Source organism: Allobosea sp. AAP35, from assembly GCF_001295925.1.
GTDB lineage: Bacteria > Pseudomonadota > Alphaproteobacteria > Rhizobiales > Beijerinckiaceae > Allobosea.
In genome coordinates, this window is record NZ_LJHQ01000036.1 from 1 (window position 1) to 13,236 (window position 13,236).

At 64.9% G+C, this 13,236-nt stretch carries 14 protein-coding genes; 8 read left to right on the top strand and 6 right to left on the bottom strand.

Translation table 11 applies throughout. From position 1 onward, the window contains the following. The 3 genes from IP69_RS21425 to xth all read left to right on the top strand — a co-directional run. The coding region (locus IP69_RS21425; RefSeq protein WP_156323426.1) for a DNA translocase FtsK at nucleotides 1-120 on the top strand (120 nt) is incomplete at its 5' end. 185 nt (nucleotides 121-305) lie between these two features. Then, nucleotides 306-1,130 (top strand): outer-membrane lipoprotein carrier protein LolA, encoded by an 825-nt coding sequence (locus IP69_RS12125; protein ID WP_082359257.1) that lies wholly within the window; start codon nucleotides 306-308, stop codon nucleotides 1,128-1,130. A gap of 87 nt (nucleotides 1,131-1,217) precedes the next feature. After that, the gene (xth, locus tag IP69_RS12130) at nucleotides 1,218-2,033 is read left to right on the top strand and encodes an exodeoxyribonuclease III (protein WP_054143089.1); all 816 of its coding nucleotides are present in this window, start codon (nucleotides 1,218-1,220) and stop codon (nucleotides 2,031-2,033) included. Nucleotides 2,034-2,053: 20 nt separating this feature from the next. Here xth and IP69_RS12135 read toward each other — a convergent pair whose 3' ends face one another. Beyond that, complete coding sequence (locus tag IP69_RS12135) at nucleotides 2,054-2,518, bottom strand: cyclic nucleotide-binding domain-containing protein (RefSeq protein WP_054143090.1); 465 nt, start codon at nucleotides 2,516-2,518, stop codon at nucleotides 2,054-2,056. Nucleotides 2,519-2,524: 6 nt separating this feature from the next. After that, nucleotides 2,525-3,211, bottom strand: coding sequence for a response regulator transcription factor (locus IP69_RS12140; RefSeq protein WP_054143091.1), 687 nt, complete (start codon nucleotides 3,209-3,211; stop codon nucleotides 2,525-2,527). Between the two features lie 83 nt (nucleotides 3,212-3,294). Here IP69_RS12140 and IP69_RS12145 point away from each other — a divergent pair, with 83 nt between their 5' ends. Together IP69_RS12145 and IP69_RS12150 are read left to right on the top strand one after the other, a co-directional pair. After that, nucleotides 3,295-3,864, top strand: coding sequence for a L,D-transpeptidase family protein (locus IP69_RS12145; protein WP_248306812.1), 570 nt, complete (start codon nucleotides 3,295-3,297; stop codon nucleotides 3,862-3,864). A gap of 138 nt (nucleotides 3,865-4,002) precedes the next feature. Further along, nucleotides 4,003-5,775, top strand: coding sequence for a sensor domain-containing diguanylate cyclase (locus tag IP69_RS12150; protein WP_054143117.1), 1,773 nt, complete (start codon nucleotides 4,003-4,005; stop codon nucleotides 5,773-5,775). Nucleotides 5,776-5,787: 12 nt separating this feature from the next. Here the strand turns inward: IP69_RS12150 and IP69_RS12155 are convergent, their stop codons facing one another. Next, entirely contained in the window at nucleotides 5,788-6,453 is a 666-nt protein-coding gene (locus IP69_RS12155) for a YggS family pyridoxal phosphate-dependent enzyme (protein ID WP_054143092.1), read from the bottom strand. A gap of 178 nt (nucleotides 6,454-6,631) precedes the next feature. On the opposite strand from IP69_RS12155, the gene leuS reads away from it, so the two are divergent. The 3 genes from leuS to holA are packed head-to-tail and all read left to right on the top strand — an operon-like array spanning nucleotide 6,632 to nucleotide 10,846. After that, a complete protein-coding gene (gene leuS, locus IP69_RS12160; protein WP_054143093.1) occupies nucleotides 6,632-9,256 on the top strand; it encodes a leucine--tRNA ligase in 2,625 nt (874 codons plus the stop codon). A gap of 37 nt (nucleotides 9,257-9,293) precedes the next feature. Beyond that, nucleotides 9,294-9,797, top strand: a complete 504-nt coding sequence (gene lptE / locus IP69_RS12165) for an LPS assembly lipoprotein LptE (protein WP_054143094.1) — start codon at nucleotides 9,294-9,296, stop codon at nucleotides 9,795-9,797. Between the two features lie 17 nt (nucleotides 9,798-9,814). Continuing rightward, complete coding sequence (holA, locus tag IP69_RS12170) at nucleotides 9,815-10,846, top strand: DNA polymerase III subunit delta (RefSeq protein WP_054143095.1); 1,032 nt, start codon at nucleotides 9,815-9,817, stop codon at nucleotides 10,844-10,846. Nucleotides 10,847-10,851: 5 nt separating this feature from the next. Here the strand turns inward: holA and IP69_RS12175 are convergent, their stop codons facing one another. The 3 genes from IP69_RS12175 to rsmG are packed head-to-tail and all read right to left on the bottom strand — an operon-like array spanning nucleotide 10,852 to nucleotide 13,234. Further along, nucleotides 10,852-11,730 (bottom strand): ParB/RepB/Spo0J family partition protein, encoded by an 879-nt coding sequence (locus tag IP69_RS12175; protein ID WP_054143118.1) that lies wholly within the window; start codon nucleotides 11,728-11,730, stop codon nucleotides 10,852-10,854. Nucleotides 11,731-11,762: 32 nt separating this feature from the next. Beyond that, nucleotides 11,763-12,593 carry a ParA family protein gene (locus IP69_RS12180; RefSeq protein WP_054143096.1) on the bottom strand — a complete coding sequence of 277 codons (831 nt, stop codon included), beginning with the start codon at nucleotides 12,591-12,593 and terminating at the stop codon, nucleotides 11,763-11,765. Next, entirely contained in the window at nucleotides 12,590-13,234 is a 645-nt protein-coding gene (gene rsmG, locus IP69_RS12185; protein WP_054143097.1) for a 16S rRNA (guanine(527)-N(7))-methyltransferase RsmG, read from the bottom strand. The genes IP69_RS12180 and rsmG overlap by 4 nt, the downstream gene beginning before the upstream one ends. Nucleotides 13,235-13,236: the final 2 nt, after the last annotated feature.

Below are 13,236 nucleotides of genomic sequence, written 5' to 3' on the forward strand. Positions count from 1 at the left end.
AACCGCGCCGCCTCGATCATGGAGCGGATGGAGCACGAAGGCATCGTCGGACCCGCCAACCACGCCGGAAAACGCGAAATCCTCGTCGAGACCGGCAGGGCCAGGGAAGATGAGGAGTGAAGTGGCCGCAATAGCGACCGCGCGCCCTTGTCGTTGCACCTCCCGGTCCTCAAATTGCCATCAGGACACTGCAACCTGCTGCGTGTCATTGCGTTAGTGACGGCAGGCAAAGCCAAAGCGGCCGCGAGCCGGGCGATGGGTCCGATGCCCGGACCGGGCCTGATAAAAAGGAGCAAGGCCAACTGATGACGTCGATCCCGACCCTTCGGGCCAAGGCTGCGATGCTGGCATGGCTCGGCTGCGTCGCATTGCCGTCCGCGCTTCTGGCCCAGCCGCTTCAGATCATGCCGCCGAAACCGGCCGCAGCGAAACCTGCAGCGAACCGTCCTTTGCCACTGCCGCCGATGCGACCTCCCGGCCTGGGGCTGCCGCGTGTGGTCGAGACCTCGGCCCCTCAACCGGTAGCGGCAGCTGTCGTCACGACTGACGCGCCGCGTGGCGCACCGGCCATCGTCCGTGCCAAGGCAGGTGCTCCCGCGACCCGTGAGGAAGCGATCGAACGGCTGAACGCCTATCTCAACAGCTTCTCGTCGCTGCAGGGTAATTTCATCCAGCACGCGGCCGATGGTCGCCGGCTCGAGGGCCGAATCTATATCCAGCGCCCGGGAAAGATGCGCTTCGAATACGAGCCCCCTGCCACGATCGAGGTGATCGCGGACGGCACATCGGTCGCGGTGCGCGACAAGCGGCTGGCGACGCAGGATATCTATTCCCTCGGCCAAACCCCGCTGAAGTTCCTCGTGCGCGAGCGCATGGATCTGTCGCGCGAAGGAACGATCACCGGCGCGGCCATCGACGGCGATGTCCTCACGCTACGCTTGGAGGATCGCTCGACGCTGGGCGGAACCTCCAAGATCGCGCTGAAATTCGATCTGGCCGCCAACGTCCTGCGGCAATGGATCGTGACCGATCCGCAGGGCTACGAGACGACCGTTTCGCTCTACAACCTCGACACCCAGCGCCGCCCGGACGCCAAGAACTTCATCATCGACTATCAGCGCAAGCTTTGAGCCTGCCGCTGAAATCTGCATCGGGCGGCTTGCCTTTTCTGCGCCCGCAAACGAGGTTCCGGCTCTCCTTTCGCCGGAACCGCGCCCTTGCACCTCACCGTCACCAGCTGGAACATCAACTCGGTCAGGCTGCGCATTGGCATGGTCACGGATTTTCTGACCGCGCACGCGCCCGATGTCCTCTGTCTGCAGGAAACCAAGACACCCGACGAGCAGTTTCCGGCCAAGGCCTTTGAGAAGGCCGGCTATGTCCATCAGGCGTTCATCGGCCAGAAGGGCTATAACGGCGTCGCGATCGTCTCGAAGCTGCCGTTCAGCGAGAAGGACGCGATGGCGATGTGCGGCCGCAACGATGCGCGGCACATGACCGCCGTACTCGGCCCCGGCGCCGGCGCCGCCGCGGGCATCGCGATCCATAATTTCTATATTCCGGCCGGCGGCGACATCCCCGATTCGGAGAAGAACGAGAAATTCGCCCACAAGCTTGCCTTCCTCGATGCGGTCGGCGCCTGGGGCATCGCCCAGCGCCCGACAGACCGGCCTGCGATCCTGCTCGGCGACCTCAACATCGCGCCTTACGAGCACGATGTCTGGAGCCACAAACAGCTCCTCGACGTCGTCAGCCACACCCCCATCGAAACCACGACGCTGGAGAGGCTGCGCTCCGAACTCGGCTGGACGGATGCCGCGCGGAAGCTGCGGCCCGAGCCCGAGAAGCTCTACAGTTGGTGGAGCTACCGCGCCGCCGATTGGGAAGCCTCCAATCGCGGCCGGCGGCTCGACCATATCTGGCTCTCGGATGCGCTGACGCCGACGCTGCGCGACGTCACCTTCCTGCGCGAGGCGCGCGGCTGGACGCGGCCGTCGGACCATGTGCCGGTAACGGTGACGCTGGAACTTTGACGGCAGCGTCGAGCAGGCCTTCAGCGGCTGTCGATGGCCAGCAGCGCCTCTTGCACGGCGTTCAATTGGCCCACGAAGCCAAGCAGCCGCTCGCTGATGGCTGCCGCGACGGCTTGCGCCGAAGCCGGCGATTCCGCCAGGACGCGGCGCATGACGCTGCGCGACAGCCGCATCACCTGGCTGGGCTCGCGCGCGATCGCGGTCACTGGCCTCGCCACGGCGGCAAACAGCGCCATCTCTCCGATCAGCGCACCTTCCCCGACAATCTCCTGCGCGGGTTGCCCGTCCTCGCGGCTGTCGAGGGCGATCGTGCCCGAAATCACCAGAACCGCGCCGTCGGACGGCTCGCCGATGCGAAACAGTACATCGCCGGCCCTCAGGATTCGGCTTTCGGCCGCGAAGGCGACGAGCCTCAGCGCATCGCGCTCCATCAGGCTCAGCAGGGGCTGCCGGGCCAGCAGGGCAATGTCATCGTCGAGCGCCATCGAGGCTTAAGGGTTCAGCCGGTAGCCGCCGGCATCGGTCACGAGCAACCGGGCATTGCCCGGGTCGGGCTCGATCTTCTGGCGCAGCCGGTAGATATGGGTTTCGAGCGTATGCGTCGTGACCTGGCTGTTATAGCCCCAGACCTCCTGCAGCAGCACCTCGCGCGCGATCGGCTTGCGGCCGGCCCGGTACAGGAAGCGCAGGATCGCGGTTTCCTTCTCGGTCAGTTTGGTCTTCGAGCCCTTCTCGCTGACCAGCAGCTTCGAGCCGGGGTGGAAGGTGTAGGGCCCGACCTGGAAGACGGCGTCCTCGCTCGCCTCGTACTGCCGCAGATGTGCCCGGATTCGCGCCAGCAGCACGGCGAACTTGAACGGCTTGACGACATAGTCGTTGGCGCCGGCCTCGAGGCCCAGCACCGTGTCGGCGTCCGAACCCTGGCCGGTCAGCATGATCACCGGGCTCTTGAAGCCGTTCTTGCGCATCAGCTTCACCGCCTCGCGCCCATCCATGTCGGGCAGGCCGACATCCATGATGGCGAGATCGATGCGCTCGACCTGGACGGCCTTCACTGCGCCGGTCGCGGTCCCGGCGGTCGAGAGCTTGAATTCCTCATAGAGAGCGAGCTGCTCGGCAAGCGTGTCTCGCAGGGTCTGGTCGTCATCGACCAGCAGGATATGATGCACGGCGGGCATGAAACATCGTTCGAAACGAGAAATGACGCGCACACCATGAGCCGGCACCATCGTGATCGCAAGTCACGCACACAGGATTTTCCGTGAGAAACCGTGATCCAGGCCCCGCCCGGCGGCAGGTTTGGGGCCCGCGCCTGCTTGGGTCCGTGCGGGTCTTCGCCTCCGTCCACGACCGCCGAAAGGGCTTTCTGATCGCCGGCGGGGCGATCTTTCCCTGTGCGCTCGGACGTGGCGGAATCGGCACGTTGAAACGCGAGGGCGATGGGCGCACGCCGCGCGCCGCACTGCCGCTGCGCAGCGTGCTGTATCGGGCCGATCGCATCGGCCGGCCGCGCACGCTTCTGCCGGTGCGGGCCATCACGCCGCGCGACGCCTGGTGCGACGATGCCACCGACCGCCGCTACAACCGCCTGATCGACCGCCCGCCGGGCGAGGCAGAGGAACGCCTGACCCGCGACGACCATCTCTACGACGTCATCGTCGAGCTCGGCTGGAACGACGCGCCGGTGATTCGCGGCCGCGGCAGCGCGATTTTCTGGCACCTCGCCCGCCCGGGCTTCACCCCAACCGCCGGCTGCGTTGCGGTCGCAGGCCACGTCTTCGCCAAGGTCCTGCCCCGGCTGGCGCGGCACTGCCGGATAATGGTCAGATAGCGCAATCTGGGAGGAATACGGCATCGTCCGAATCGCGGTCATAAACGCTGAACCATTCCAGGTCATTCCGCGCTGACGTTAAGACAAGCTTCGGTACGATCGCACAGGCTCTCCGGTGAATTCGTGTCGGAGATGACCATGGCCTGGACCACCGCAGCTCGCCGATTTGCCGACCGGCTGACGGTCCGGCACCAAACCGCGATGTTGACGGGTCTGCTTTGCATCGCGACGGTCGGCATCGTGACGGGCGGGGCGGCGCTCTTGGCTCGCGACCGGGCAACCGTCAACGCCCATCGCAATCTTGCCGCCATGGCACAGACGATGGCCGACTACCTCGACCAGAACATGTTCGAGCGCTACCGCGAAATCAAGAATATTGCCGGCATGGAACCGCTTCGTGAGATCTGGACAGGCGACGCAACCAAGGCGCGCAGCGTCCTCAACCAGATCAAAACAAGCCTGGACGACTATGCCTGGCTCGGCCTCGCCGGTCCCGATGGCACGGTCCGCGCCGCGACGCGCGGCATGCTGGAGGGGGTTTCGGTCGCAAAGCGGCCTTGGTTCGCAAACGGATTGAAAGGCGCGACGGTCGAGGACGTACACGACGCCAAGCTGCTCGACAGCCTCCTGCGGCTTAGCCCCGATGCCGCGCCCTTCCGCTTCGTCGATGTCGCTATGCCGGTCCATGACGCCAACGGGGCACTGGCTGGAGTCCTCGGCGCGCATCTGAGCTGGAACTGGGCCAGCGAGCTCCGCTCGCATGTCCTGCGGAAATACGATGCCCGCCTCGAATCCGACATCTGGGTGTTGGGTCGGGACGGTAATGTTCTGCTGGGTCCCAACCTCGCCGAGCCCGTGCCGGCAGCCTGGCTTCAGGGAGCCAAATCTGGCCAACCGGCGACGTTCCAGGACTTGCGCGGCGAACGCCCGATGCTGACGACGCTGGTTGCGACACGGGGCGAGGGTGATTATCCGGGTCTTGGCTGGATCGTCGTCTCGCGGCGCCCGGTCGATGTCGCGCTCGCGCCGGCAAACAGCCTGGCCATGAAGATTGGGCTTCTCGGACTGCTGATCGCGGCACTCGGCTCTGCCCTCGCCTGGAAACTCGCAGGCACGGTGACCGGTCCGCTGACGCAACTATGTTCCGCCATCGATCGGATCGGTCGCGAACCCGGATCCGACAATGTCGAGCGTCAGCACGGCTCCCGCGATCTGCTTCAGCTGTCCGGCGCCTTGCGTTCTCTGCTGCGCCGCCTGGGCACCGCCGAAAAGGGCGCGCAAACGGCAAGAGAGGTTCTCCGCGAGCTCGAGATCAAAGCCGAGGAACAGGCACGCGCCTCCGACGAGAAAACCCGTCGCCTCGGTGCGGATATTCACACCCTGCGGGCTCTCGCCGACACCGATCCGCTGACCAGCCTGTTCAATCGCCGTGCCTTTCTGCCCTTCGCCGAAGACGCGATGAATTATTTCAAGCGTTACAAGCGCGATGTCGGCGTGCTGATGTTCGATATCGATCACTTCAAGAGCGTCAACGACACCTTTGGCCACGCCGCCGGCGACGAGGTCATTCGCGCGGTCGGCAAGATCATCGCCGGGCAGGTTCGCACGACGGACAAGGTCGCCCGCTTCGGCGGAGAGGAGTTCGTCGTGCTCCTGCGCGAGACCGACGATGCCGGCGCGGTCTTGCTGGCAAACCGCATTCGCGAGGCTGTCGAGAATACGATCGTGACGCAGGATTTGGCCCATCTCTCGATCACGATCAGCGTCGGTGCCGCCATGGCAGGCCATTACGATCGCGATATCGAAGACGTCATCGCCCGTGCCGATGCGGCGCTGTACCAGGCGAAATCGGGCGGTCGCAACCGCGTGGTCATGGTGCAGCCCAAAATGGTGCTGACCCAAGCCGCCTGACCTGCTCGAATTTCAGCCGCGCGCGCCAAAGATCGCGCTGCCCACGCGCACATGCGTCGCCCCGAGCTGGATGGCCGCCTCGTAATCGGCGCTCATGCCCATCGACAGGCCGCGCAAGCCATTTCGTGCCGCGATCTTCGCCAACAGTGCGAAATGCGGAGAGGGCGGATCCTGCGCCGGCGGAATGCACATCAGCCCCTCGATCACCAGACCGTGATGCACCCGGCAAGTCTCGAGGAACGCGTCGATCGCAGCCGGGCTGACGCCGCCCTTCTGCGGCTCGTCCCCTGTGTTGACCTGCACGAACAGGGTCGGCGCCCGGCCGCTGCGGCCGATCTCGCGCGCCAGCTCCTTGGCCAGGCTCTCGCGATCGAGCGAATGGATCGCATCGAACAGCTCGACCGCCTCCTTGGCCTTGTTGGACTGGAGCGGCCCGATCATATGCACCTGCGCATCGGGAAAGCGCTCCTTCAGCGCCGGCCACTTCGCCTTGGCCTCCTGGACGTAATTCTCGCCGAAGATGCGCTGCCCGGCGTCGAGCACGGGCAGGATGACCTCCGCCGGCATGGTCTTCGACACCGCGATCAGCGCCACGGATTCGGGCTCGCGCTCAAAATCGCGCGCCGCGCGGTCGATCGCAGCCCGGGTCTCGACCAATCGCGTAACCGTATCGTTCATCTGACGCCCTTCTCATGCCGGCGCGGCGTTGACCGCGTGGCCCCAATGGTGTCCTAGAACATGATGTCCGAAAACTGGGAACCGGCTTTCGGACATCATCATGCACTAACTCCCGGATCGGAGCCGCAGACTTAAATTCGCGCGGCTCTGTCCGATCACGCAAGAATAGCCCGCTGCCATGGCCGTCGAACGTTACAATCCCAAAGAATCCGAGCCGAAATGGCGTGCCGTCTGGGAGGAGCGCAAGCTGTTCGAGACGCGAAATGACGACCCGCGCCCGAGCTACTATGTCCTCGAGATGTTCCCCTACCCCTCGGGGCGCATCCATATGGGCCATGTCCGCAATTACGCGATGGGCGACGTGGTGGCGCGATACAAGCGCGCCAAGGGCTTCGCGGTGCTCCATCCGATGGGGTGGGACGCTTTCGGCCTGCCCGCCGAGAATGCAGCCAAGCAGAAGAAGGTCCATCCGCGCGAATGGACCTATGCCAACATCGCGTCGATGCGGGCGCAGTTGCAGTCGATGGGCCTGTCGCTGGACTGGAGCCGCGAACTCGCGACCTGCGACCCCTCCTATTATCGCCACCAGCAGAAGATGTTCCTGGACTTCCTCAAGGCCGGGCTGGTCGATCGCAAGACCGCCAAGGTAAACTGGGACCCTGTCGACGAGACCGTGCTCGCCAATGAACAGGTCATCGACGGCAAGGGCTGGCGCTCCGGCGCCCCGGTCGAGATCCGCGAGCTGACGCAGTGGTTCTTCAAGATCACAGCGTTCGGCCAGGAGCTGCATGACGCGCTGGAGGGCTTGACCCGCTGGCCCGAAAAAGTCCGCCTGATGCAGAAGAACTGGATCGGCCGCTCGGAAGGACTGCTGGTTCGTTTCGCTCTCGAATCGAAAGCGGTCGAGGCCGACGAGATCGAGGTCTATACGACCCGCCCCGACACGCTGTTCGGCGCCAAGTTTCTCGGCATCGCCCCCGACCATCCCGTCGCCAGGATGGTGGCTGCGAAGAGCCCAGCCCTGCAGGCCTTCATCGAGGAGTGCAAGCGCACCGGCACGGCTCAGGAGAACATCGACAAGGCCGAGAAGCTGGGCTTCGACACCGGCCTGCGTGTCACGCATCCACTTGATCCGTCGTGGACTTTGCCGGTTTACGTCGCCAATTTCATCCTGATGGACTACGGTACCGGCGCGATCTTCGGCTGCCCGGCGCATGACCAGCGCGACCTCGACTTCGTCAACAAGTATGGCTTGGGTAATACCCCGGTCGTCGCGCCCGAAGGCGTCGATCCTGCGGGCTTCGTCATCACCGACACAGCCTATGTCGATGACGGCCGCATGATCAATTCGCGCTTCCTCGACGGGATGACCATTTCGGAAGCGAAAGAAGAAGTCGCCCGCCGGCTGGAGAGCGAAACGCTGGGCAACCGGCCCGTGGGTGCCCGGAAGGTCAATTTCCGCCTGCGCGACTGGGGCGTCTCGCGCCAGCGCTACTGGGGCTGTCCGATCCCGGTGATCCACTGCGCCGAATGCGGCACGGTGGCCGTTCCCGACGCAGACCTGCCGGTGCAGCTGCCCGACGACGTCTCCTTCGACAAGCCCGGCAACCCGCTCGATCACCATCCGACATGGAAGCATGTCTCCTGTCCGCAATGCGGCGGCCCGGCCCGGCGCGAGACGGACACGATGGACACCTTCGTCGACTCGTCCTGGTATTTCGCCCGCTTCACCGATCCGTGGCGGACGGAGAGCCCGACTGACAGGCAGGTCGTCGATCGCTTCCTGCCGGTCGATCAGTATATCGGCGGCGTCGAGCACGCGATCCTGCACCTGCTCTATTCGCGCTTCTTCACCCGCGCCATGAGGGCAACCGGCCATGCCGGGTTGGACGAGCCCTTCGCCGGCATGTTCACGCAGGGCATGGTCGTCCACGAGACCTATCGCGATAGCGAGGGCAACTGGGTCGAGCCCGGTGACGTCCGCATCGAGGGCACCGGGGCCGATCGTAAAGGCTTCCATGTCGACACGGCTGCACCGATCGAGATCGGCGCGATCGAGAAGATGTCGAAGTCCAAGAAGAACGTTGTCGATCCCGACGACATCATCGCCTCCTACGGTGCCGACACCGCGCGCTGGTTCATGCTGTCCGATTCGCCGCCCGATCGCGACGTGATCTGGACCGATGAGGGCGTCCAGGGTGCCGCCCGCTTCGTCCAGCGTCTCTGGCGGCTTGTCGGCGAAATCGCCGAGCGCACGGGTAACGTCGCCCCTCGACCGGCGGAGCTTGCCGAACCAGCCGAGACGCTGCGCAAGGCCAGCCACCGCGCGCTGGATGCCGTTGGCAACGATATCGAGCGGCTCGGCTTCAACCGCTGCATTGCCCATGTCTACACGCTGACCAACGCCATCGGCAAAGCGCTCGATGCCGCGGCTGAGAAGGCCGCTCTGCCAGAGGACGTGGCCTTCGCGCTGCATGAGGCCGGGGTGATCGTCACGCAACTCGTGGCGCCGATGATGCCCCATCTCGCCGAGGAATGCTGGCAGGCGCTCGGGCAGGGCGGCCTCGTCGGCGAGGCAGCCTGGCCGTTGGCCGAAGCGGCGCTGCTCAAGGACGACAGCATCGTGCTGCCGGTTCAGGTCAACGGCAAGAAACGCGCGGAGGTGACCGTGCCGGCCGATGCGGATACGATCGCTGTCGAAGCACTGGTCAGGGCCTCCGAGACCGTCGCCAGGGCGCTTGACGGCCGCGAGATCCGCAAGATCATCGTCGTGCCCGGGAGAATCGTGAATGTCGTCATCTGAGATCGCAAATCGCGGCACCGCGAGGTCAGGTCGCCTCATGGCTTTGGCCGTGGCACTCGCGGCCGCGGCGATGGCGGGGGGCTGCCTCCAGCCGCTTTATGCCGAAAACACCCGCAGCATCACCGGCGGCAGCATCAAGGATACGCTGAAAGAGGTCGAAATCCCCGAGATCAAGGGATTGATCGGCCACTACCTGCGCAACGAGTTGGTCTTCGAACTCGATGGTGGAGCCGAGGCCGATCGCGCCCGACGGCTGAAGTTCAATGCCAACATCTCCGAATCGATCGAAGTCGTGACGGTCGATTATGCGAATGGACGAGCCGATTCGGCGATCCTTATCGCAACGGCGACCTGGACGCTGACCGAGACGGGCTCCGGCACGATCGTCTCGAAGGGCACAAACGTCGTGCGGGCACCCTATGAACGCTCGTCCCAGCGCTTCGCGACCGTTCGCGCCGCTCGCGACGCGCAGATCCGCGCGGCGAAGAACCTCGCGACGCTGATTCGCGGGCAGATGGCCGCCGACCTCGTCGCCGGCTGAAGGGAACCGCGCGCACGATGGTCGCCATCAAGGCGCATGAGGCCGACCGCGCTCTGGCCAGGCTCGACCCGGCCTATCGCCTGGTCCTGATCTATGGGCCCGATGCCGGGCTGGTCTCGGAACGGGCCACCGCGCTGGCCCGGGCCCATGTCGATGATCCCAGCGACGCGTTCCAGCTCGTCCGCATGAGTGGCGACGACATCGCCTCGGACCCGCTGAAGCTGGTCGACGAAGCCAATACGATCGGGCTTTTCGGTGGGCGCCGCTCGATCCGGGTTTCCGCCACGTCGAAGCCGCTGCTTGGCGCTGTCGAGCCCCTGCTGGCCACGCCTTCGCAGGACGCCATCGTGATCGTTGAAGCGGGCGATCTTCAGCGCAGCAACCCGTTGCGGACGGCCTGCGAGCGGGCCCGCACGGCGCTGGCGGTGCCCTGCTACGGAGACGCGGCCCGCGACCTCGGCGGCATCATCGACGAAATGGTCCGTGCGGCCGGTAAATCGATCGACAGAACCGCGCGCGACCATCTTGCAGGTCTTCTCGGAGGCGATCGCCAGACCTCCCGGCGCGAGATCGAGAAGCTTCTGCTTTATGTCGGAACCGAAACGACAGTGGCCGTCAGTGATATCGAGGCGGTCGTCGGCGATACGGCCCAGCGCGAGCAGGCCATGCTGATCGACGCTGTGTTTTCGGGCAAGCTCTCTGCGCTCGATCTCGCTTACGCCAAGCTCAACGGCGAAGGCCTCGATGCAGGCGTCATGCTGGGCGCGGTGCTGCGGCATACGATGGCCCTGCTCAAGGCCCGACAGGGCATGGATGCCGGCCGCAGCGCCCGCGACATGGTGGCGGCCATGCGCCTACCCTACCCCCGCATCGCCACGACGGAGGTCGCATTGGCGAACTGGACGACCGCTAAGCTGATCGACGCCGTGGCCTTGCTCGGCAATGCCACGCTCGCCGCGCGTCGCGATGGCGAAATCGGCAAGTCCGGTGCCGCGAGGGCGCTCTGGACGCTGGCCCGCCTGGGTCGGCCCAGTAGCCGCGGCGAGTAGCGCCGTCAGTCCTTGAGGCGCCGGCAGAGCGCATCGAGCTGCTCCAGCGTCTTGTAGCTGATCTTCATCTCGCCACCACCATTGGCACGATGGACGATCGACACCGACAGCCCGAGAGCCTCCTCAAGCGCCTTCTCCACGGCCCGGGTATCGGGGTCCTTATCAAGCTTCGGCTTGGCGGGAAGGCTCTTGGTCTCGCCACGCGATTCCTCCTGGACGATCCGCTCGATATCCCGGACGCTCAGACCCTCGTCGACAATCTTCCGCGCCATCAATTCCGGATCCGAAACGGAAAGCAGCGAGCGCGCATGTCCTGCCGATACGGCCCCGTTGCTCACCATCTCGCGGACGGATTCCGGCAGCTTCGACAGGCGCAGCGTGTTGGCGACATGGCTGCGGCTCTTTCCGATCACCCGCGCCAGATCATTCTGGGTGTAGCTGAACTCCGCGATCAGCCGCTCATAGCCCGCGGCCTCCTCGATCGCATTGAGGTCTGTGCGCTGCACGTTCTCGACGATGGCGATTTCAAGCGCTTCGCGATCATCAGCCTCGACCAGAAGCACCGGAACATCGTGCAGCCCCGCACGCTGTGCGGCCCGCCACCGCCGTTCGCCGGCGATGATCTCATAGGCATCGAGCATCCCACCGATCGCTCGCACGATGATCGGCTGCAGGATGCCGCGTTCGCGCACCGAGGCGGTCAGTTCCTCGAGATCCACTTCGACAAAGCTGCGCCGCGGATTGCGGGCGCTCGGCCGCAGGAACTCGACCGGCACCCGGCGCTGTCCGCGGGCACGCTCCAGCGCACCGATCTCCTCGCCGACATCGCCGATCAGCGCGGCCAGACCCCGTCCCAGGCGCGAGCGCCCTTGTTCTTCGGCCATCGCCATTCTCGTCACCCTCTACGCAGATTCGTTCAGGCCGCGGCGCGCAGAGCGCGCTCGCGCCGGATCACTTCGGACGCCAGCTTCAGATAAGCTTGGGAGCCGGAGCAGCGCAGATCATAGAGCAACGCCGGCTTGCCATAGGACGGAGCTTCCGAAATGCGGACATTGCGCGGAATCACCGTGTCATAGACCTTGTCGCCGAGAAACTCGCGGACATCGGCCATGACCTGCCCCGACAGATTGTTGCGCGGGTCATACATGGTCAACACCACGCCCTGGATGATCAGGCGCGGGTTCAGCCCGGCGCGAACCTGCTCGACCGTCTTCAGAAGCTGGCTCAAACCCTCGAGCGCAAAGAATTCGCATTGCAGCGGAACCAGAACGGCGTCGGATGCCGTCATGGCGTTGATCGTGATCAGGCTGAGCGAGGGCGGGCAATCGATCAGCACATAGGTCAGATCCGAACAGCGCTGATCATAGACCAGCTCGTCGATGGCGTTCTTCAGCCGATGAGTCCGGTCCTTGGAGGAGGCGATCTCGATCTCGACACCGAGCAGATCGAGCGTCGAAGGCGCCAGGAACAAGCCCGGAACGGCTGTTTCCTGCATCGCCTGACCCAGGCCGATATCCCCGCACAGCACGTCATAGGTCGAGGACCGGCGGCTCTTGCGATCGACTCCGAGGCCGGTCGAGGCGTTACCCTGCGGATCGAGATCGATGATCAGCACCTTTTCGCCGATCGCCGCGAGCGCCGTGCCGAGGTTGATCGCGGTCGTGGTCTTGCCGACGCCGCCCTTCTGATTCGCGAGCGCCAGCACGCGCGGGCGGCGCGGCAGGGGAATAGGCGTGAGATCTGTCATGGATCGGCCCGTTTCTCGGCCGCGCGGACCATCAGGATCCGGGCAGCGCCATCCGTCACGGAGGAAACCGTTGATGCCTGAATCTTCCAATATCTGGATGAGTCCGTCAATTCCGCATCTAGATGTTGTCCCTTGGGAAAGAGACCCAGAGCCCCGGTTCTCAACAGCTCATTGCACCAGACCAACAGCTGGGGGAGGGGCGCCAGCGCGCGCGCGGTGACGACATCGACACGGCCCGCAAACCCGTTGATGACATCATCGATCCGGGCAGCATGAACCGTCACCGGCGCGTCGGTCAGCCGGGCCGCATGACGCAGGAAGGCGCATTTGCGGCTGTTGCTTTCGACCAGATCGATATGGCCGCCTGTTTCCGCCAGACAGATGCCGATGACCAGACCCGGAAAACCGCCCCCCGAGCCGAGATCGAGCCAGCGGCGCTGATCGGCTGCCAGCTGGAAGATCTGCAGCGAATCAGCGATATGCCGGGTCCAGACATCCGCGAGCGTCGATTGCGACACCAGATTCTTCGCTGCCTGCCACCGCGTCAGCTCCGAAACCAGCAGCGCCAGCCGTTCCTCTGTTTCACGTGAAACAGGCGTCAAGCGTAAAGCGCGCGCACGGTCAGAATTATCAACAGTCACGA

Bases quoted from the DNA above. Each gene is read 5' to 3' on its own strand.
- IP69_RS12125 (WP_082359257.1), top strand. From the start codon at position 306: ATGACGTCGATCCCGACCCTTCGGGCCAAGGCTGCGATGCTGGCATGG.
- IP69_RS12135 (WP_054143090.1), bottom strand. From the start codon at position 2,518: ATGGCGCTCGACGATGACATTGCCCTGCTGGCCCGGCAGCCCCTGCTG.
- IP69_RS12140 (WP_054143091.1), bottom strand. From the start codon at position 3,211: ATGCCCGCCGTGCATCATATCCTGCTGGTCGATGACGACCAGACCCTG.
- IP69_RS12150 (WP_054143117.1), top strand. From the start codon at position 4,003: ATGGCCTGGACCACCGCAGCTCGCCGATTTGCCGACCGGCTGACGGTC.
- IP69_RS12155 (WP_054143092.1), bottom strand. From the start codon at position 6,453: ATGAACGATACGGTTACGCGATTGGTCGAGACCCGGGCTGCGATCGAC.
- leuS (WP_054143093.1), top strand. From the start codon at position 6,632: ATGGCCGTCGAACGTTACAATCCCAAAGAATCCGAGCCGAAATGGCGT.
- lptE (WP_054143094.1), top strand. From the start codon at position 9,294: ATGGCTTTGGCCGTGGCACTCGCGGCCGCGGCGATGGCGGGGGGCTGC.
- holA (WP_054143095.1), top strand. From the start codon at position 9,815: ATGGTCGCCATCAAGGCGCATGAGGCCGACCGCGCTCTGGCCAGGCTC.
- IP69_RS12175 (WP_054143118.1), bottom strand. From the start codon at position 11,730: ATGGCCGAAGAACAAGGGCGCTCGCGCCTGGGACGGGGTCTGGCCGCG.
- IP69_RS12180 (WP_054143096.1), bottom strand. From the start codon at position 12,593: ATGACAGATCTCACGCCTATTCCCCTGCCGCGCCGCCCGCGCGTGCTG.